The organism is Lacimonas salitolerans (genome assembly GCF_042677865.1).
GTDB classification, from domain to species: Bacteria; Pseudomonadota; Alphaproteobacteria; order Rhodobacterales; family Rhodobacteraceae; genus Lutimaribacter; species Lutimaribacter salitolerans.
In genome coordinates this window covers 58,398-78,075 of the sequence record NZ_JBHUDD010000052.1, presented here as the reverse complement: position 1 = coordinate 78,075, position 19,678 = coordinate 58,398, and the positions used below count along the sequence as shown (strand labels likewise).

Below are 19,678 nucleotides of genomic sequence, written 5' to 3'. Positions count from 1 at the left end.
ACCGTCAGCCCTGCCGCAGCAGGGTAAAGGCCGCCGATGCCAGCCAGCCGGCGATGATGGCGATGGCCAGCGAAAGAAGGCCGTAGACCAGCGGCTGCTCGCGAGACAGGTTGAACAAAAACCGCTCCAGCCCGACCTTGTTCACATGGATTACCGTTTCATACTGGCTGACCACTGCACCATCGCGGGTCAGAAAGATGCGGGTGGTATAATTGCCCTCGGTCAGGTTGGCAGGCAGCGCGATGGCCGAGCTGAACAGCGTCTGCTCGCGAAAATTGATCTCGCCTTCAAGGGTCTGATACAGGTCTGCCTTTTCGCGGATGCGTATCAACGCGTCGGTAAAAAGCTGCGCATCGCCCACGTCGGCGGGTGCGCCGACGGACCTGATGGCGCGCGGCACGGTGACGCTGTGGCGCAGATCCTCGGTCTCGGACAGCGTTTGGCGCAACGGGGCCGAGGTGGCGACCGCGTAGAACGACGGCGCGGAATCGATGGGCACCGCGGCGGAATTGACCCAGATGCCAAAGCGGCGGTCCTTGCGCCGGATGGTCAGCTGCTGCGACGGGCCGGCGACGGTGATGACGACCTGCAACGGGTCTTCGGGCAGGGCGGTTTCACGTTTGACCGCGCCAAAGATCAGGATCTCGGACCCGTCGAAATTGGTGGTGATCGAGACGCGGTTCTGCGACAGGCCCAGAACGACCTCCTCGGCCCGCAGGGGCAGGGCGCAGAGCAGCAGCAAGAGCGCGGCCAGACCCCGCATCAATGCCCCCCGTCCGTGCCGATGGAATACAGCTCGGATGGCATGAACAGCAGATCCGTCGCCAGCTTGCCGCAGACCGCCAGCACCATGATCGCCAGCAGGATGCGCAGTTGTTCGGCCTTCATCCGGACGCCGATCCGGGTGCCGACCTGCGCACCGATCACGCCGCCGATCAGCAGCAGAACCGCCAGCGCCATATCGACTGTGTAGTTGGTCGTGGCATGCAGCAGAGTGGTGAACCCGGTGACGAAGATGATCTGGAACAGCGATGTTCCGACCACCACCTTGGTCGGCATCCCAAGGATGTAGATCATTGCGGGCACCATGATGAAGCCACCGCCGACACCCATGATGGCGGCCAGGATACCCACCAGCAGACCGACGATCAGCGGCGGGATGACCGAGATATAAAGCCCCGAGGTGCGAAACCGCATCTTGAACGGCATGGTCTGCACCCAGCCGCGTTGACGCCGTTTGGGCGGCGGTGCGCCACCTGTGGCGCGGCTGCGGCGGATGGCGCGCAGGCTTTCCAGAAACATCAGCCCGCCGACGATGCCCAGAAAGACCACGTAGCACAGCTTGACCAGCAGATCGACCTGACCCATGGACTTGAGGTAGTTGAACACCACCACGCCAAGGCCTGCGCCGACCAGACCGCCGATCAAAAGCACGGTGCCCATCCGCAGATCGACCGTCTTTCGTCGCAGATGCGCCAGCACGCCCGAGAAGGACGAGGCGACGATCTGGTTCGCCTCGGTTGCCACGGCCACGGCGGGCGGGATGCCGATAAAGAACAGCAGGGGCGTCATCAGGAACCCGCCACCGACGCCGAACATGCCAGACAATACGCCCACAAACCCGCCCAGCCCCAGCAAAAGGAAGGCGTTGACCGATACCTCGGCTATGGGGAGGTAGATTTGCATGTCTATGACTAGCGCCCGGGGGCGTGATTTTGCAAGTGCGGCATGCGCCGGGCAGCAGGATTTGCGCGGCTGGTCCTATGCACGGCGTCGAACTGGCGCGAGGCTCGGCTATCGTTCCTTGGCATATGGCTCGCCGCCCGCGCGCGGCGGGATGGCGCGGCCGACGAACCCGGCCAGGATCACCACGGTCAGGATATAGGGCAGGGCATCCATGAACTGCACCGGCAGGGTGATCGGGCCAAGCTCGATGTTCTGATACCGCAGGGCGATGGCCTGCAGGAACCCGAACAGCAGGCACGACATCAGCGCGTACCAGGGCCGCCATTTGGCAAAGATCAACGCGGCCAGCGCGATGAACCCGCGCCCTGCGGTCATGTCCTTGATGAACCCGGCCTGCAGGGCCGTGGCCAGATAGGCACCGGCAACGCCGCACAGCACGCCGCAGATCGCCACCGCGGCAAAACGCATGCCGATCACGGAAATCCCGGCTGTGTCCACCGCTGCCGGGTTTTCGCCCACCGCACGCAGCCGCAGGCCAAAGCGCGTGCGAAACAGCAGCCACCACGTCGCCGGCACGCACAGGAAGGCGAAATAGACCGGCAGGGTGTGGCCCGAGATCAGCTCGAAATACACCGGGCCAAGCACGGGCACGGGTTGCAAGGTTTCGGCCAGCGGCAGGGTCAGCGGCTCGAACCGGGCCTGCCCGATCAGCGACGGGGTGCGCCCGCCCTGCGAGAACCAGCTTTGTGCGATCAGCACCGTCAGTCCCGCGGCCAGAAAGTTGATCGCCACACCTGAAATCAACTGGTTGCCGCGAAAGGTGATCGAGGCAAGGCCATGCAGCCCCGACAGCAGCATCGAGGATGCGATCCCCGCCAGCAGCCCCAGCCAGACCGATCCGGTGACAAAGGCGACGGCGGCGGAAAAGAAGGCGGCGGCCAGCATCTTGCCCTCAAGCCCGATGTCGAAAATGCCCGCGCGTTCCGAAAAAAGCCCTGCGAGGCACGCCAGCAGAAGCGGGGTGGACAGGCGGATCGTGCTGTCGAGCACTTGCAAGGCGGTCATGAAATCCATGGCTCAGCCCCCCGTCCGGCGCAGGGCCAGAAACAGCCGTTCCAGCGGCATCCGCACCATGTTGTCCAGCGCGCCGGTGAACAGGATCACCAGCGCCTGGATCACGATGATCAAATCGCGCGGGATGTTCGTCCACAACGCCAGCTCGGCGCCGCCCTGATACAGAAACCCGAACAGCAGCGCCGCCAGAAGAACGCCAAACGGGTGGTTGCGCCCCATCAGCGCCACGGCGATGCCGATGAAACCCGCGCCTTCGACCGAGTTCAGGACCAGCCGTTCGGCCTCGCCCATCGTGGTGTTCAGCGCCATCATGCCCGCCAGCCCGCCCGAGATCAGCATCGCCACCACGGTGGTCCGCGACGGGTTGATGCCGGCATAGCGGGCGGCGGTTTCGGAATGGCCAAACGCGCGGATTTCATAGCCCAGCCGCGTGCGCCAGATCAGCAACCAGACCGCGACACAGGCCAGCAGCCCGATCAGCAGGGTGACGTTGGCGGGGGCCGCCTTGGAAAAGCCGATGCCGATGGGGGCCAGCAGGTCATGCAGGGTGGGCAGGTTGGTCGCCTCGGGGAACCGGGCGCTGGCGGGGTCCATCGCGCGTGGCGGCCGCAGCATGTTCACCAGAACATAATTCAGCAGCGCCGCGGCGATGAAATTGAACATGATCGTGGTGATGACGATATGGCTGCCGCGCCGGGCCTGCAGCAGCGCGGGCAGAAAGGCCCAGGCCGCCCCGAACAATGCCGCACCGAGGCTCGCCACCACCAGCGCCACGGTCCAGTGTGGCAAGGGCAGATACAGGCACACCAGCGCCACGCCCAGCCCGCCCAGCATTGCCTGCCCCTCGCCGCCGATGTTGAACATGCGCGCGTGAAACGCCACCGCCACGGCCAGCCCGGTAAAGATGAAATTCGTGGCGTAGAACAGCGTATAGCCCCAGCCATAGGTCGACCCCAGCGCGCCCTTGACCATCAGGTTGACCGCCGCCACCGGGTCTTCGCCGATCGCCACGATCACCAGCGCCGACAGCAGCGCCGCGAGGATCAGCGAGATCACGGGCACCAGCAACGCATCGACCCATGGGGGCATTCGGTCCATCAGTTACACCTCTTTGCTGGCGTCGCCGCGTTTTTCGGCCAGTTGCGCCTCGATCGTCCGGATATCCGGCGTGCCCTCCTGAATGATGGCCGCGTCCGATATGGTCCAGCCCGTCATGTCGCGCGTGTCATCGCCGCCCAGCCCCGCCATCAGGCAGCCCATGCCCACCTGCGTGGCGGTATCGGCAGGGCCGTATCCCATGATCTGCCCGTCGAACATCACCGCCACGCGATCCGACAGCGACAGGATTTCGTCCAGTTCCACGGATACCAGCAGGATCGCCTTGCCCGCATCGCGCAGGGCGATGATCTGCTGGTGGATGAATTCGATCGCGCCGATATCAACTCCGCGTGTGGGCTGTCCGATCAGCAACAGGTCGGGATTGCGGTCAATCTCGCGCGCGACGACGATCTTTTGCTGGTTGCCCCCGGAAAAGTTGCGCGCGGCAAGGCGCGGGTTGGGGGGGCGCACGTCGAACCGCTCCATCTGGGTCTGGGCGGCGGCCTCGATCCCGGCGTTGTCCATAAGCGCGCCGTTTTGCCAGCGCGGGTCGCGGTGATAGCCGAAAACGCTGTTCTCCCAGGCGGTATAGGGCATGATCAGCCCCTCGCGCTGACGGTCCTCGGGGACATGGCCGATGCCAGCCGCGCGGCGGGCCCGCCCGTCGGCATCTGGCCCTGACAGGGCCAGCGGCTGGCCGTTCAGCCGCACGGTGCCCTGACCGGGTCGCATGCCGCCCAGCACCTCCAGCAGTTCCGACTGCCCGTTGCCCGCCACCCCGGCCAGCCCCAGGATCTCGCCCGCGCGCACGTTCAGCGACACATCGCGCAAGCGCTGCACCCCGGCTATGTCTGTCACCGACAGGTTTTCAACCTCCAGCACCGGTGCCTTGGGCTGCGCCGGGGTCTTGTCGACGCGCAACAGCACCTTGCGGCCCACCATCAACTCGGCCAGTTCGGCGGGCGTGGTCTGCGCCGTCCTGACCGTGGCGGTCATTTCGCCACGCCGCATGACCGAAACGCTGTCGGTGATCTCCATGATCTCGCGCAGCTTGTGTGTGATCAGGACGATGGTCTTGCCCTCGGCCCGCAAGCGGCCAAGGATGCGGAACAACTGATCCGCCTCGGGCGGCGTCAGCACGCCTGTCGGCTCGTCCAGGATCAGGATATCGGCCTGCCGGTACAGCGCCTTGAGGATTTCGACACGCTGCTGCATGCCGACCCCTATATCCTGAATGACCGCGTCAGGACTGACGTTCAGGCCGTAGTCATCGGCTAGCGATTTCATCTCGCGCCGCGCCTTGGCCAGTGACGGGCGCAACAGCCAGCCATCCTCGGCCCCGAGGATGACGTTTTCGAGGACAGTGAAGTTTTCCACCAGCTTGAAATGCTGGAACACCATGCCGATGCCTGCCGCGATGGCGGCCTGGCTGTCGGGGATGTCGGTCTTTTTCCCGCCGATGAAAATCTCGCCCGCATCGGCCTTGTAGAAACCATAGAGAATGGACATCAGCGTGGACTTGCCCGCGCCGTTCTCGCCGATGATGCCATGAATCGTGCCACGCTCGACCCGGATCGAGATGTCGCGGTTGGCCTGCACTGGGCCAAAGGCCTTGGATATGCCTTTGAGTTCGATGGCGGGGGCGGTCATGGCAAGTCCGTCTGTTCCGGGCGGGCAAAACTTTGCAACAAAGTTTTGCCCAAGCGTTTTTTGCAAAACGCTTGGGCGGTCGGTAGCCTTGGTGTCAGGATCAGAAGTTCAGCGCCGGGCAGCTGTCGTTCTCGTAATAGCTGACCACGTCCAGATCACCGGCGATGATCTGCTCGCGCGCGGCATCGACGGCCGCCTTCATCTCGTCCGAGACCAGCGATTCGTTGTGTTCATCCAGCGCATAGCCCACGCCCTCTTCGGCCAGGCCAAGGGTGAAGACGCCGGTTTCCAGCTCCTCACCCGCCGCCATCGCGTCATAGACGGCGACATCCACGCGCTTGAGCATCGAGGTCAGCACCTTGCCCGGGTGCAGGTGGTTCTGGTTGCTGTCCACGCCGATCGACAGGATACCCTCGTCAGCGGCGGTCTGCAGCACGCCCACGCCAGTGCCGCCTGCCGCGGCATAGATCACGTCAGCGCCCTGGCTGATCTGGGCCTTGGTCAGCTCCGACCCCTTCACCGGGTCATTCCACGCAGCCGGGGTGGTGCCGGTCATGTTGGCGACGATGGTGATATCCGGGTTCACCGCCTTGGCGCCCTGCGCATAGCCACAGCCGAAATGGCGGATCAGCGGAATGTCCATGCCACCGACAAAGCCCACGGTGCCGCTTTCCGACGCCATCGCGGCCATCATGCCGACCAGGTAGCTGCCTTCGTGTTCGGCAAAGCCGATCTGGCGCACGTTGGGCGCATCCAGCTAGGTGACGTCGATCGCGACGAACTTGGTGTCGGGATAATCCGGCGCGACCGAGGTCAGCGGATCGGCCATGGCAAAGCCCATGGTGATGACCGGGTTGAACCCGGCCTCGGCAAAGCGGCGCAGGGCCTGCTCGCGCTGTGCTTCCGAGGTCAATTCGATTTCGTTGAAGCTGCCGCCGGTCTCGTCGGCCCAGCGTTGCGCGCCGTTGAACGCGGCCTCGTTGAACGACTTGTCGAACTTGCCGCCCAGATCGAAGATCAGCGCAGGATCGGCCAGCGCGGCACCCGTTGTGAGGGCAAATGCGGCGGCGGTGCCGAGGATGGATTTCATCACGGTCATTGGTGTCTCCCGGTTGGTTGGGGACGCGCACGAACACTCGGGCGCGTGCCCGGTCTTGCAGTCTCGGTCCGATTAAGGCCGGGACGGGTGGGGTGGGTCAACAGGAATCTGGTGCGCTGCGCCCTTGCGGCGCGGCTGACCTTGGGGCAGGGATTTGCTTTGCCTTTTGCGGGGCATGGCCAAGGGGGGCAATTCTTGCTTGCGCACATGCACTGCCTGCAGGGCAAGGATCAGGCCAAAGAGCGCGACAGCAGCAGCGCATCAATCGCTTTGCCTGCAGGGCTGCGGTAGTAGCCCCGGCGCAGGCCGGTCTGCGCATAGCCTGCACCGGCATAAAGCGCGCGGGCCGGGGCATTGTCGGCGGCGACCTCCAGAAAGGCCGTGGTGGCCCCGCGCGTCATCGCAGCGGCGTGAAAGGCCGCCAGCGTGGCGCGCGCCAATCCGGAGCGGAGGTGAGCCGGATCCGTGGCGATGGTCAACAGCTCGGCCTCGTCCGCGATAACACGGCCCATGGCAAAGGCGCGGGTGTCGCCGGTGACAAAGACATGGGGGCTGGCCAGCAGATCACTGATTTCCCGCGCGCTCCAGGGTCGTGGAGAACTGAAGGCGCGCGCATGAAGACCCGCAAGTGCCTCAGGCGTCATCAAGGATCACCGGCGGTGCATCGCGCGCAGGGGCGGCATTGGCGGCGCGCACATAGAGTGGCGCAGGGGACGGGCCCGGCCGCGCGCTGGCAGCGACCTGCGCGATGGCCATGGCCAGATCGGCAGGGGCGGGCGGAAACGTCAGGCCCGGCCCGGCCTGATCGCGCGGCAGCAGCACGGGCGTTCCGTCCTGCACCAGATAGACATGATCGCGCGGCGCGGGCACGGCCGCGCGAGCCTGTGGTTGGTCGTGCCGGATGGCGTCAAACGTGGAAACGCCGATGGCAGGGATGCCCAACGACAGCGCCAGCCCGCGCGCGGCAGAAACGGAAATGCGGATGCCGGTGAAGTTGCCGGGGCCAATGCCGACGCCGATGCGGGTCAGATCGGCCCAGGCCACGCCTGCCTCGGTCAGCATGTCGTCCAGCAGGGGAAACAGCCGCTCGGCCTGCCCGCGCGCCATGTCTTCGGCCCGCTGGGCCACGATCCGGTCGCCGGACAGCAAAGCGGCGGCGCAATGCGCCGCCGATGTGTCGAATGCCAGAACCAGTGCGTCAGACGGCAACCGGGCGCACCTCGGTCACTTCGGGGATGTAGTGGCGCAACAGGTTCTCGATCCCCATTTTCAGCGTCAGGGTCGAGGACGGGCAGCCCGCGCAGGCCCCCTGCATGTGCAGGTAGACGACGCCGCGTTCAAAGCCGTGAAAGGTGATGTCGCCACCATCCTGTGCCACGGCAGGGCGCACGCGTGTGTCCAGCAGTTCCTTGATCTGGCCCACGACTTCGGCATCCGGGCCGCTGTGATCGGCATGGCCAGACCCCGGCTGCGCCTCGCCCGCCATGACCGGCTGGCCGGACTGGTAATGCTCCATGATCGCGCCAAGGATGGAAGGTTTGATATGGTCCCATTCGACCGTCTCGCCCTTGGTCACGGTGACGAAATCGGTGCCGAAGAACACGCCTGACACGCCCTGCACGGCAAAGATGCGGCCTGCAAGCGGCGAAGTGCCCGCCGCGTCGGGGGACGGGAAATCCGCCGTGCCGCTTTCCAGCACGGTCTGACCGGGCAGAAATTTCAGCGTTGCGGGGTTGGGTGTGGACTCGGTTTGAATGAACATCTTGGCTGCACCTTTTGTCGGATTGCACCAGATATGCGCCCCCGACGGTCATGAGTCAAGGTTTGGAACGATTCTAATCTGGACGGGGCGGTGGGTTGGCACCCACCCTACGCCACGCCGCATACTCAGGTGATCGATTCCAGCCGCTCCTTGGACAGATCGCCGGGCACGATGGTGACCGGCACCGGAAGGGAGCCCGCGTTCTTGCTCAGTTGCGTGACCAGGGGGCCAGGGCCCTTCTTGTCTGTTCCGGCCCCCAGGACCAGAACGCCGATGGAACTGTCCTCGCGGATCTGGGCGAGGATCTGCGGCACCGCCTCGCCCTCACGGATCACCAGATCCGGATCGACGCCCTGCTTGTCGCGCATCCACTTGGCGAACACCTCGAAATGCGCATGGATGCGCTCGCGCGCCTCTTCGCGCATGATGTCACCCACGCCGATCCAGTGATTGAACTCTTCTGGCGGGATGACCGACAGGATCACCACGCCACCGCCCGTCCGCGCCGCCCGCATCGCGGCAAAACGCATCGCGTTAAGGCATTCGCGGCTGTCGTCCAGAACGACCATGAACTTGCGCATGCTGGTGCCTCTCCCTCAGATTGGCCGATCATGGCGCAGTGCCGCGGGCGTGGCAACACCGCGCGTCCGCCTTCATCTTGCCAGATAAACTCCGGGGTGAATTGGGCCAGGGGCCCAAGAGGGGCAGCGCCCCTGCCTGCGCAAATCGCCCGGCACAACGGGTCAGGCGGTGCTGTGCGCCCAGTCCCAGTACAACTCGCGCACGCGTCTGGTTACCGGACCGGCCTGGTACTGCGTGTCTTCAAAGGCGGTCACCGGCGTGACCTTGTTCATGTTGCCGGACAGGAACACCTCGTCCGCCGCCTGAAAGTCCTCGAACCCCAGCACGCATTCATGCACCTCGACCCCGTCGGCGCGCAGGTTGGCCATGTGCCGCGCGCGGGTGATGCCGGCCAGAAAGGTGCCGTTGGCGATTGGCGTGAACACCGCCCCATCGCGCACCATGAACACATTGGCGGTGGCGCTTTCGGCGACGTTGCCCATCGCGTCGGCCACCAGCGCGTTGCCGAAGCCGCGCGCCTTCACCTCGCGCAGCATGCGGGCGTTGTTGGGATACAGGCAGCCGGCCTTGGCATTGACCACGGCGCTTTCCAGCACGGGCCGGCGGAACTGCGTGCGCCCCAGCGTGGTGGTGGCCGTTTCGGGGGCCATCGCGATCTGTTCCAGACAGATGGCAAAGCCGGTGGCATCCTCGCTGGGCACGATGGCGGTCGCGTCGCCGTCGATGCCCCAGTACATCGGGCGGATATACACCGCCGCATCGCGCGGATAGGCGGCCAACCCGTCCCATACCATCTGCACCATGTTTTCGGTCGACACCGTCGGTGTCAGCCCCAGCGCGCGGGCCGAGCGGTTGACGCGGGCGCAATGCGCCTCCACGTCGGGGGCCAGCCCGTTCACGAACCGCGCCCCGTCAAACACGCCCGATCCCAACCACGCCCCGTGATCCGCCGCGCGGATCACCGCGATATCGCCATCATGCCACTGGCCGTCGAAATAGGTGCGGATGTTGGTGCCAGAGGCCATGGGCTGTTCCTTTTGCATGTCTGATCCGGCGGACCTTATCAGCCAGAGGCGGCTAGTAAAGCGGCTCTTCATACAGGCGCGCGCCATCCACGGTGATGCCCTTGATGGCGGCCTCGCCGTCGGGGGCAAGGGCCAGGATCACTCCCAGCCGTGACTCGGCCCGCAGGTCTTCCAGCTCTTGTGCGCGCAATTTCGGGGCGAAAAAGCGGTCGATGGGAAATTGTATGGAATAGATGTCGCCATAATCGCCCACCAGCGTGCCGCGCAGCACCGGGGCCTGTGCCATATCCGGCAGGGCGGCATGCAGGCGGGCCGGTTGCCAGAAATCGCTGTCGGGCGCAGCCGTCAGCTCGACCCAGACCGGGTTGCCCAGGATCGGGGAGCCGGAAACCGCGACGCTGTCCTTGGGTAACTGGCTGATGGTCAGGTTCAGCACCACGTAATGCCCGCGAAACAGGTCGCGCGGATCGACAAAGCCGGTGGCCAGCACCACCTCGGCGCCGTCGCGCAGCAGGGCGGCGCGATCCACGATCATCTTGCCCGCCAGCGCGGTCTGGACCAGTGCGGCGATCAGGGCCGCGGGCAGGATCAGCCGGCGCGACAGGCGCAGTGTCATGGCTGCACCTCTGCGTCACCGGGGCGCAGATACCGCGCGCCCCAGGCCCCGGCCAACAGGATCACGCCCGCGCCCAGGTAGAACCCGGCGGTGCCGATCAGGCTGCCCAGGGTCTCGGCATAGATCAGCATCATCGATTGGATGAATCCGATCAGCCCCAGCGCGCGCAGGGCGCGGATGTCCAGCCGCCAGCCCATGCGCAGCACCCAGATCGCCATCGCCAGCGCCGCCGCAGCACTGGACCAGGGATGGTCCAGCAGCGCGAATACCAGCCATGCCAACGCGATCGCGATTGCCGTCACCGCCAGGTCATAGGCGGTCGCACGCCCGAGCGCACGCCCGATCACACTCAGCCCTGCGGTCAGTGCAAAGGCCGCGGCCACACCCCAGACCCAGGCATCGGCCGTGCCGCGATCGGGCAGCTCGGGCACGAAGGCCAGCAGCAGCACCAGACCACCTGCGCCCAGCATCACATAGGCCAGAAGTGCGGTTTCGAACCCGCGCAGCCAGCGCGGACCGCCCAGCGAAAACAGCGCGCAGCCCCCCAGTGCCAGCAGCCCGGCAAGGCCCGCGATCAGGCGCATCTGTGTCGGATCGCTCTGAAACAGCGCCACCAGCAGCCACGCTGCCAGCGACAGTGTCACCAGATGCGCGCCCGCGCGGCTGTGGTTCAGCCATGCGAGCCCCGCGCCCAGGGCGATGCTGGCCAGCCAGATCAGGTTGCGCGGGCTGAAATCCTCCTCGATACCCATGACGAACCACGTGAAGAACAGCACCAGCGCAAGGGCGAGCATCGCCTGCCCGCGCAGCAGGGCCGCCGCCAGCAGGGTGCCCGCCGCCCACAGCCAGACCGCATCGGCGGCATTGCCCTGAATGTGATAAATCTGTGCCACCAGCATGATCGTCGCGCCATAGGCCGTGCAGGCCAGCGCGGTCAGCCCTTCGAACCACCAGACCGCACCGCGCCGCCCGGCCCAGATGGCCACGCCCCATGTGGCCCAGAGCGCGGAAAAGACCACGCCTGCGCGCATCAGCCGGGTCATGTCCTCCCAGTTGGCGGCGACGAAGGTGATCACCGCTGCGCCAAGGCACGCACAGCCCAGCAGGATCATCACCGCGCCGAAGCCCCAGCCGGCGCCCGGGGCGGGCAGGTCGGCCCGCATCCGGTCTGCCTGCGCTTCGGTGATCACGCCCTGCGCCGACCAATCGGCGATGGCCTGATCCAGAATGGTGCGGCGCGTCTTTGCGGACATGGTTTGGCTTCCCCTGAGCGGGATGAAACATCCTGCACGCGGAAAGGTAAAGTCAGGAATACCCCCGGCGCCGCTGGGGCACCGGGGGGCGCATTCTGGAAAAGGGGTTTTCCGGTGCTGGCGCACCCCAAGTTCACTCGTATGTGTCGGACCGGGACTTTTGGGGACAGGACCCGACCTTAGGACAGCATCAAAAGCTGTATCTTTAGATTTAGGCGCGCCCGGAATCGATTCCGTGACGCGCCGATGACCGTTTTGTGAACCGGGTCAGCCCCGCACCATGCCAACGATATCGTAGGTGCGCTCCAGAATGGGCGTGGCGATTGCCCGGGCGCGGGCGGCCCCCCCGGCCAGGATCCGGTCGATCTCGGCCGGATCCTGCATCAGCCGCGCCATCTCGGTCGAGATCGGGGCCAGCTTGTCCACCGCCAAATCGACCAGCGCTGGTTTGAACGCCGAGAACTGCTGCCCGCCAAAGTCAGCCAGCACCTGATCGGGCGTCATTTCGGCGAGCGCCGCGTAGATCCGCACCAGGTTGCGCGCCTCGGGGCGATCGTCGAGACCCTTCATCGTGTCGGGCAGCGGCTCGGGGTCGGTTTTCGCCTTGCGGATCTTTTTTGCAATGGTGTCGGCATCATCGGTCATGTTGATCCGGCTCATGTCGGACGGGTCGGATTTCGACATCTTCTTGGACCCGTCGCGCAGGCTCATCACCCGCGTGGCGGCCCCTTCGATCACCGGCTCGGTCAGCGGAAAGAACGCGACATCGTAGTCGTTGTTGAACTTGGCGGCGATATCGCGCGTCAGCTCGACATGCTGTTTCTGATCCTCGCCCACCGGCACATGGGTGGCGTGATACAGCAGGATGTCGGCCGCCATCAGCGAGGGATAGGCAAACAGGCCGAGCGAGGCCTTTTCGGCGTTCTTGCCCGCCTTGTCCTTCCATTGCGTCATGCGGTTCATCCAGCCCATGCGGGCCACGCAGTTGAAGATCCAGCCAAGCTGCGCGTGTTCGGGCACCTGTGACTGGTTGAACAGGATCGACCGGTCGGGGTTCAGCCCGGCGGCAAGGTATCCGGCGGCCAGTTCACGGGTCTGGCGGCGCAGTGCCTCGGGGTCTTGCCAGACGGTGATCGCGTGCATGTCGACCACGCAATACAGCGTCTCGATCCCCTGATCCTGCATGTCGACAAAGCGCTTGATCGCGCCCAGATAATTGCCCAGCGTCAGCCCGCCCGAGGGCTGGATGCCGGAAAACACCCGGTGCTTGAATGTCGCGTCGCCTGTTGTCGCCTGTGTCGCATCCGACATGGCCGGTCTCCTGTCTGGATTTATGGCTGCGGGTGGCTTACCCATGCCCCCAACCACCGTCAAGCAGAGGCCCGCTATGCAAGATCCCAACATAAGCCCGGTGAACCCGCTGCCGCCGACGGTATCGGCGCTGTTTCTGGCCATCATGGCGGTCGAGGCGCTGTTCACCCTGGGGGCCAATGGCCTGCTGGGCGGGGCGCAGGCGGTGGGCTGGCGTGTGGGGGCGATTCAGGATTACGGGTTTTCGTCGGATATCTTTCGCTGGATGCTGGATCAGGGCAGATACCCGCCCGAGCATGCCCTGCGCTTCGTCACCTATCCGTTCGTGCATGGGTCATTTACCCATGCGCTGTTCGTCGGCGTCATGCTGCTGGCTCTTGGCAAGTTCGTGGGCGAGGTGCTGTCGCAATGGGCCACGCTGGCGGTGTTCGTCATCGGCACGCTGGCCGGTGCGCTGGTGCACGGGGTGCTGATCGTGGCGCAGCCTTGGCTGCTGGGCGGATTTCCCGGTGTCTACGCGCTGATCGGGGCGTTCACCTATCTGCTGTATGTGCGGCTGGTCAGTTCCGGATCGAACGGCGCGCGGGCCTTTGTGCTGATCGGGTTCCTGCTGGGGATCAAGCTGGTGTTTGGCTTGCTGTTCGGGGCCGATGCCACGTGGCTGGCAGATCTGGTGGGGTTTGGCGCGGGCTTTGCGGCCACCATCGTGCTGGTGCCCGGGGGCTGGGCGCGGCTGCGGGCGCGGTTGCGCCACGACTGACCGCGCCCAAGGGCCTATCGCGCCATCTCGGATTTCAGCGCGGCAATCAGGTCGGCCAGCGTCTTCTGGTTCATGTCGCCCAACAGCTTGCCGTTTTCATCGAACGCGTCCGAGGACGCGGCCACCAGCACTTCGGGGCCCTGCAACAGGCGTGGGCGGAACGTGAACAGACACATGCGCAGCATGACCTGGGTGCGCTCGCCCCCGGCGCGGCCTGCGGTGGCCGACATGATCGCAACGGGCTTGTCGGCCCAGGGGTTCTGCGTGCGGCTGACCCAATCCAGCGCGTTCTTCAGCACGCCGGAAATGCCCTTGTTGTATTCAGGCGTGGAAATCAGCACCGCATTCGCCGCCCTGATCTGATCGGACAGGGTCTGAACCTCAGCGGGAACGCCCTTTTCAGCCTCCAGATCGCCATCGTAGAGCGGAAAATTAAGGTCCGCTTCGGTGTAGCTGACGTCGCCGAATTCCTGCACGGCGGCGCGCAGCAATTTGCGGTTCGTCGATCCGGCGCGCAGCGACCCGGAAATGCCCAGAAGGTTCGGTGTGCTCATGTCTCGCTCCATATTGTTGCTTCGCGTCATCACATAGCGCGCAGCCGCGCGGTCCAAAACCCGCGCGATCGCACAAGGGGTGTGACGCGCAAACGGGGGTGTGAAGTGCGGGTAATGACAAACGCAAAACGCCCCGCGAGGACGCGGGGCGTTTGCCTGTGTCGTCTATCTGCCGATCAGGTGGTGGGCAAAATCACGATTTCCACCCGGCGGTTCTGTGCCCGGCCTTCGGGGGACAGGTTCGAGGCAACAGGCTGATCTTCGCCCCGGCCGATGCTCTGGATGCGGTTTGAGGCTACGCCTGCCGAAATCAGTTCGGCCGAGACCGAGGCCGCCCGGCGCTGCGACAGGTCCATGTTGTAGCTTGCGGCACCGGTGTTGTCGGTATGGCCCAGCACCTGCACGCGCGATTGCGGGTACTTGTTCAGGCTGGCGGCCACGGTGCGCAGCTCGCTGCGGATGCCGGGATCGAGCACCGCGCTGTCGGTGGCAAACAGGATATCCTGCGACATCGACACGATCAGACGGTCGCCGGTGTTGGTGACGGTCGCGCTGTTGCCCAGACCGCGGCGCAACTCGGCCTCTTGCGCGTCAAGGGCATAGCCGATGCCGCCGCCGGCTGCGGCACCGATGGCCGCACCCCGGATGACGCCGCGTGCGCCGTCATCGCTGGTTGCGGCCCCCACGACCGCGCCCAGGATACCACCCGTGATGGCACCCCGGCGGGTGTTTTCAGCGGGTTCGACGGTGCAGGCGGTGGTCAGCAGCAGTGCCGCGCCCGCGACGGAAAGAGAGATTTTCGATGCTCGGATCATGGTGTTATGCCTTTGAACGTTCATTACTGGTCCGCGAAACGGATCGGGCGCAGTATATGCGCGCCTTGCGGGCGACCCAACAGGCCACGGCAGTGATCTCGGCGGGTTTTCGCGCATCGGGCGTTGTGTCACGCTGCCGATTGCATCTCTGATCAGGCCCCGGTGCGCGCGCTTTCCCAGGCCAGGATCGCGCGCTTGACTGGCAGACCCCAGTGATAGCCCCCCAGTCCGCCCGACTTGCGCAGCGCGCGGTGGCAGGGGATCAGGAAACTGACCGGATTGCGCCCGACAGCCGTGCCCACGGCGCGCACGGCCTTGGGGTGGCCGATGGCCTGCGCGATGTCGGAATAGGTGGTGACATGGCCGGTGGGCACCTGCATCAGCGCCTCCCAGACCTTGATCTGGAACGGCGCGCCGATCATGTGCAGCCGCGCCTCGCCCTTTTGGGCAAAACCGGCGTCGACCCATTGGCGGATCGCCTCGGGCGCCTCGACATACTCGGCCTTGGGCCAGCGCGCGCGCAGGTCGGCCATGGCGGCGGCCTCGCCGGTTTCCTCGGCAAAGGCCATGCCGCACAGACCGTGATCGGTGGCCATGGCCAGCGTGCGGCCAAAGGGCGTGTCGAACCAGCCCCAACGGATCAGCAGCCCGTCACCGCCGCGGGCGTAATCGCCGGGGCGCATCGCCTCCCACCGCAGGAACAGGTCGTGCAGCCGGCCCGAACCCGACAGGCCCGCTCCATCCGCCGCCTCAAGCACCGTGTGGCGGCTGGCCAGCAACGCGCGGGCCTGACCAAGGGCCAGGTATTGCTGATACCGCTTGGGGCTGACGCCGACCCATTGCGTGAACAGGCGCTGGAAATGCGCCGCGCTCATCCCCATGGCACTGGCCAATTCCTCCAGCGACAGGGGCGCCTCGGCGGCGTCGATCAGATCCAGCGCGCGGCGCATGACGTGGTAGTGATAGCGGCTTTCGGGCGTCTGGATGGTCATCACTGTCTCCTTTGCGGGCAGACTACCCCTGACACGTGCAACCCGCGACCCGAAACCTGCGCAACCTGCTGGACGCCCCCACGGCCATCGGGCATACCCGTCGGCGATGGCAAAGCAGCTCGACTATCATACGATCCGCGCGATCTTTGACCGCTTTCACGCGGCCGAGCCCGAACCCAAGGGCGAGCTGGAGCATGTGAACGCCTATACCCTTGTCGTCGCCGTCGCGCTGAGCGCGCAGGCGACGGATGCGGGCGTGAACAAGGCAACGCGCGGGTTGTTTGCCGTGGCCGACACGCCCGAAAAGATGCTGGAACTGGGCGAAGAGGGCGTGACCCAGCATATCAAGACCATCGGCCTGTATCGCAACAAGGCCAGGAACGTGATCAAGATGGCGCGTATCCTGGTCGACGACTATGGCGGCGAGGTGCCCAACAGCCGCGCCGCCTTGCAGGCGCTGCCGGGGGTCGGGCGCAAGACCGCGAACGTGGTGCTGAACATGTGGTGGCATTACCCGGCGCAGGCGGTGGACACGCATATCTTTCGCGTGGGCAACCGCACCGGCATCTGCCCCGGGCGCGACGTGGTCGCGGTGGAACGCGCGATCGAAGACAATATTCCGGTCGATTATCAACATCATGCACACCACTGGCTGATCCTGCACGGGCGCTATATCTGCGTCGCGCGCAAGCCGAAATGCGGTGCCTGCCTGATCCGTGACCTGTGCCAATTCGAGGAAAAGACACAATGACCAGATACCAGCTCGTCGGGATCGGCAATGCCGTGGTGGACGTGATTTCGCAATGTGACGACCAGTTCCTGACCCGCATGGGCATCGACAAGGGCGTGATGCAACTGGTCGAGCAAGAGCGCGGCGAGTTCCTGTATGACCAGATGCACAACCGCGTGCAGGCCCCCGGCGGATCGGTTGCCAACTCGGTGGCCGGGGTGGGGGCGCTTGGCCTCAGCACGGCCTTTATCGGGCGGGTGCATGATGACGATCTGGGCCGGTTCTATGCCGCCGGCATGGCCGAGGATGGCACCGATTTCGTAAACGATCCGGTGGCGGGGGGCGAACTGCCGACCTCGCGCAGCATGATCTTTGTCTCGGCGGATGGCGAGCGGTCGATGAACACCTATCTTGGCATCTCGTCCGAGCTTGGCCCCGACGATGTGCCCGACACCGTGGCGGGCGGCGCGCAGATCCTGTTTCTCGAAGGATATCTGTATGACAAGCCCAAGGGCAAACAGGCGTTCGAACGTGCCGCAGAACTGTGCCGCGCCGGTGGCGGGCAGGCGGGCATCGCCCTGTCCGATCCGTTCTGCGTGGACCGCCACCGCGCCGATTTCCGGCGGCTGGTCAAATCGCTGGATTACGTGATCGGCAACGAGCACGAGTGGAAATCGCTGTATGAAACCGACGATCTGGGCACGGCGCTGGAACAGGCCGCCGCCGACAGCGGGCTGATCGTCTGCACCCGGTCGGGCCATGACGTGGTGCTGGTGCGCGGCGAGGAAACGGTGACCGTGCCGGTCACTCCGGTCACGCCCGTGGACGCCACGGGCGCGGGCGATCAGTTTGCCGCCGGGTTCCTGTATGGTCTGGCCACCGGGCAAGCCCTTGAGGTTGCCGGGCGCATGGGCTGCATCGCCGCCGCCGAGGTGATCGGACATTACGGCGCCCGCCCCGAGGCGGATGTGCTGGCGCTGTTCCGGGCCGAGGGGCTGATCTGAACCGTCAGCCGCCGCGTCGCAGGGCGCGGCGGAAATCGGACAGGTGCAGCGCGCCGATGATCTGGGCAATCGCAAGATAGCTTGCGATGCCCGCCGCGATCATCGCGGCCAGCGCCAGATAGCGCCAGCCCGGTGTGCCAAGGAACGGCCCCAGCAGCAGGGTCATCCCCCACAGCACAACGCCCATCAGCACGCTGGCCAGAATGATGCGCCACATCCGCCGGCGGAACCGCACGTCAAAACGCGCGATCTCGCCCATCGCCCGCGTGCCCCGATACAGCAGCGCCACCTGCGCCCAGCCTGCCACGGTGGCCGCGATGGCCGCCGCGATCCAGCCGATCCAGACCGACAGGCCGATGGCAACCACGGCGTTGACCACCATCGCGACCACGGCATAGCGGAACGGGCTTCGGGTATCCTCGCGCGCGAAAAACAGTGGTTGCAGAACCTTTTGCAGCACGAAGGCAGGCAGCCCCAGACCATAGATCGCCACAGCGATGGCGATCGCGGCGCTGTCATCACTGGTGGTCTGGCCCCGTTCGTAAAGCACTGAAACCACGGGCAAAGGCACCACGATCAGGGCTACGGCGGCGGGCAGGGTCAGGGCAAGGCTGACCTCGCCCGCGCGGCTGAGCGCGTTTTGCGACTCGGCCGCATCGCCCGATTTCAGATGCCGCGACAGGCTGGGCAGCAGCACCACGCCCACGGCGATGCCCACCACCCCGAGCGGCAGTTGATACAGCCGGTCGGCGGCATAAAGCCAGCTAAGCGCGTTGGGCGTGTTGGACGCCACCAGTTGCCCCACCAGCAGGTTGACCTGCAACACGCCCGACGCCAGCGCGGCCGGCACGGCCACCACGATCATGCGGCGCATGTCGGGGGTCCAGCGGGGGCGACCGGGGATGACGGAGATGTCGGCACCATGCGCCGCGCGCCAGACCAGCGCCAATTGTGCCAGTCCTGCCAACGGGATAGCCCATATCAGCCACCAGATCACCGGACCGCCGAGTTGGTGGCCGATGACCATTGCGATGATGACGAAGATGTTGAGCAGCACAGGCGCGGCGGCGGCGGCGGCAAAACGCCCGGTGGCGTTCAAGATGCCGGAAAAGAGCGCGGCCAGCGACATGCACAGGATATAGGGAAACACCACGCGGCCATAGCTGACCGTCAGGTCGAACCGCGCGTCGCCCACAAAGCCCTCGGCGGTGGCCCAGACCAGCGCGGGCATGAACACCATCGCCAGCGCGGTCAGCGCCAGAACCACCAGCGCCAGCCCGTTGAAGGCGTCGCGGGCAAACCTCTGGGCATCCTCCTCGCCCTCGTACTTCTTTGAAAACATCGGCACAAACGCTGCGTTGAACGCGCCTTCGGCAAAGAAGCGGCGGAACATGTTGGGCAGGCGGAAGGCGGCGACGAAGGCGTCCATTACGGGACCGGGGCCGATGAGGGCGAGGATCAGGATTTCGCGCACGAACCCCAGGATGCGGCTGGCGAGGGTCCAGAATCCGACGGTCAGAAAGCCGCGCATCAGGCGGATGGGTTTCATGGGCGGGCCTTGCCTGTATGGGTATGACCGGGTTTAGCGGATCGCGGGGGGCGGGGAAAGGGGGCGGCTGCGCCCCGCCGGAAATCAGGGGTAACGCTTTGTCGACACGCGAAAATAG

The 19,678-nt window shown here is 65.5% G+C and carries 20 protein-coding genes and 1 pseudogene; 3 read left to right on the top strand and 18 right to left on the bottom strand.

Annotated elements, in window-relative coordinates; all coding sequences use genetic code 11:
• Positions 1 to 4 precede the first annotated feature (4 nt).
• The 14 genes and pseudogenes from ACFTOW_RS09045 to trpS all read right to left on the bottom strand — a co-directional run bounded on the left by ACFTOW_RS09045 (position 5) and on the right by trpS (position 13,156).
• Complete coding sequence (locus tag ACFTOW_RS09045; protein ID WP_379914819.1) at positions 5 to 763, bottom strand: TIGR02186 family protein; 759 nt, start codon at positions 761 to 763, stop codon at positions 5 to 7.
• Entirely contained in the window at positions 763 to 1,686 is a 924-nt protein-coding gene (locus ACFTOW_RS09040) for a sulfite exporter TauE/SafE family protein (RefSeq protein ID WP_379914817.1), read from the bottom strand. Before ACFTOW_RS09040 ends, ACFTOW_RS09045 begins: the two co-directional genes overlap by 1 nt.
• Before the next feature lie 108 nt (positions 1,687 to 1,794).
• Complete coding sequence (locus ACFTOW_RS09035) at positions 1,795 to 2,760, bottom strand: ABC transporter permease (RefSeq protein ID WP_379914815.1); 966 nt, start codon at positions 2,758 to 2,760, stop codon at positions 1,795 to 1,797.
• 3 nt (positions 2,761 to 2,763) lie between these two features.
• Complete coding sequence (locus ACFTOW_RS09030) at positions 2,764 to 3,858, bottom strand: ABC transporter permease (protein WP_379914813.1); 1,095 nt, start codon at positions 3,856 to 3,858, stop codon at positions 2,764 to 2,766.
• A gap of 3 nt (positions 3,859 to 3,861) precedes the next feature.
• Positions 3,862 to 5,508, bottom strand: coding sequence for an ABC transporter ATP-binding protein (locus ACFTOW_RS09025; protein ID WP_379914811.1), 1,647 nt, complete (start codon positions 5,506 to 5,508; stop codon positions 3,862 to 3,864).
• Between the two features lie 100 nt (positions 5,509 to 5,608).
• Positions 5,609 to 6,607: pseudogene (locus ACFTOW_RS09020) on the bottom strand (BMP family lipoprotein).
• 230 nt (positions 6,608 to 6,837) lie between these two features.
• Entirely contained in the window at positions 6,838 to 7,251 is a 414-nt protein-coding gene (locus ACFTOW_RS09015) for a GNAT family N-acetyltransferase (protein ID WP_379914809.1), read from the bottom strand.
• Positions 7,241 to 7,816, bottom strand: coding sequence for a tRNA (adenosine(37)-N6)-threonylcarbamoyltransferase complex dimerization subunit type 1 TsaB (gene tsaB / locus ACFTOW_RS09010; RefSeq protein ID WP_379914807.1), 576 nt, complete (start codon positions 7,814 to 7,816; stop codon positions 7,241 to 7,243). Before tsaB ends, ACFTOW_RS09015 begins: the two co-directional genes overlap by 11 nt.
• Positions 7,806 to 8,369: a NifU family protein gene (locus ACFTOW_RS09005; RefSeq protein ID WP_379914805.1), complete on the bottom strand. Its 564-nt coding sequence runs from the start codon at positions 8,367 to 8,369 to the stop codon at positions 7,806 to 7,808. Before ACFTOW_RS09005 ends, tsaB begins: the two co-directional genes overlap by 11 nt.
• Positions 8,370 to 8,494: 125 nt before the next feature.
• Positions 8,495 to 8,950 (bottom strand): universal stress protein, encoded by a 456-nt coding sequence (locus ACFTOW_RS09000; RefSeq protein WP_379914803.1) that lies wholly within the window; start codon positions 8,948 to 8,950, stop codon positions 8,495 to 8,497.
• 162 nt (positions 8,951 to 9,112) lie between these two features.
• Complete coding sequence (locus ACFTOW_RS08995) at positions 9,113 to 9,976, bottom strand: branched-chain amino acid aminotransferase (protein WP_379914801.1); 864 nt, start codon at positions 9,974 to 9,976, stop codon at positions 9,113 to 9,115.
• Between the two features lie 52 nt (positions 9,977 to 10,028).
• Positions 10,029 to 10,592: a GDYXXLXY domain-containing protein gene (locus tag ACFTOW_RS08990; RefSeq protein ID WP_379914799.1), complete on the bottom strand. Its 564-nt coding sequence runs from the start codon at positions 10,590 to 10,592 to the stop codon at positions 10,029 to 10,031.
• On the bottom strand, positions 10,589 to 11,845 hold the full coding sequence (locus ACFTOW_RS08985; RefSeq protein WP_379914796.1) for a DUF2157 domain-containing protein: 1,257 nt from the start codon (positions 11,843 to 11,845) through the stop codon (positions 10,589 to 10,591). Before ACFTOW_RS08985 ends, ACFTOW_RS08990 begins: the two co-directional genes overlap by 4 nt.
• Positions 11,846 to 12,112: 267 nt before the next feature.
• Entirely contained in the window at positions 12,113 to 13,156 is a 1,044-nt protein-coding gene (gene trpS, locus ACFTOW_RS08980; protein ID WP_379914794.1) for a tryptophan--tRNA ligase, read from the bottom strand.
• A gap of 76 nt (positions 13,157 to 13,232) precedes the next feature.
• Between trpS and ACFTOW_RS08975 the strand changes: the two genes are divergently transcribed.
• Positions 13,233 to 13,916 carry a rhomboid family intramembrane serine protease gene (locus ACFTOW_RS08975; protein ID WP_379914792.1) on the top strand — a complete coding sequence of 228 codons (684 nt, stop codon included), beginning with the start codon at positions 13,233 to 13,235 and terminating at the stop codon, positions 13,914 to 13,916.
• A gap of 14 nt (positions 13,917 to 13,930) precedes the next feature.
• Here ACFTOW_RS08975 and ACFTOW_RS08970 read toward each other — a convergent pair whose 3' ends face one another.
• The 3 genes from ACFTOW_RS08970 to ACFTOW_RS08960 form a co-directional block, all read right to left on the bottom strand.
• Complete coding sequence (locus ACFTOW_RS08970; protein WP_379914790.1) at positions 13,931 to 14,470, bottom strand: NADPH-dependent FMN reductase; 540 nt, start codon at positions 14,468 to 14,470, stop codon at positions 13,931 to 13,933.
• 176 nt (positions 14,471 to 14,646) lie between these two features.
• A complete protein-coding gene (locus ACFTOW_RS08965; RefSeq protein ID WP_379914788.1) occupies positions 14,647 to 15,285 on the bottom strand; it encodes a YiaD family glycine zipper/OmpA-like lipoprotein in 639 nt (212 codons plus the stop codon).
• Positions 15,286 to 15,437: 152 nt separating this feature from the next.
• Positions 15,438 to 16,277, bottom strand: a complete 840-nt coding sequence (locus tag ACFTOW_RS08960; protein WP_379914786.1) for a methylated-DNA--[protein]-cysteine S-methyltransferase — start codon at positions 16,275 to 16,277, stop codon at positions 15,438 to 15,440.
• Between the two features lie 106 nt (positions 16,278 to 16,383).
• Between ACFTOW_RS08960 and nth the strand changes: the two genes are divergently transcribed.
• The gene (gene nth, locus ACFTOW_RS08955; RefSeq protein WP_379914784.1) at positions 16,384 to 17,028 is read left to right on the top strand and encodes an endonuclease III; all 645 of its coding nucleotides are present in this window, start codon (positions 16,384 to 16,386) and stop codon (positions 17,026 to 17,028) included.
• Entirely contained in the window at positions 17,025 to 18,011 is a 987-nt protein-coding gene (locus ACFTOW_RS08950; protein WP_379914782.1) for an adenosine kinase, read from the top strand. Before nth ends, ACFTOW_RS08950 begins: the two co-directional genes overlap by 4 nt.
• Before the next feature lie 4 nt (positions 18,012 to 18,015).
• On the opposite strand, the gene murJ is transcribed toward ACFTOW_RS08950, so the two are convergent.
• A complete protein-coding gene (gene murJ / locus ACFTOW_RS08945; RefSeq protein WP_379914780.1) occupies positions 18,016 to 19,560 on the bottom strand; it encodes a murein biosynthesis integral membrane protein MurJ in 1,545 nt (514 codons plus the stop codon).
• Positions 19,561 to 19,678: the final 118 nt, after the last annotated feature.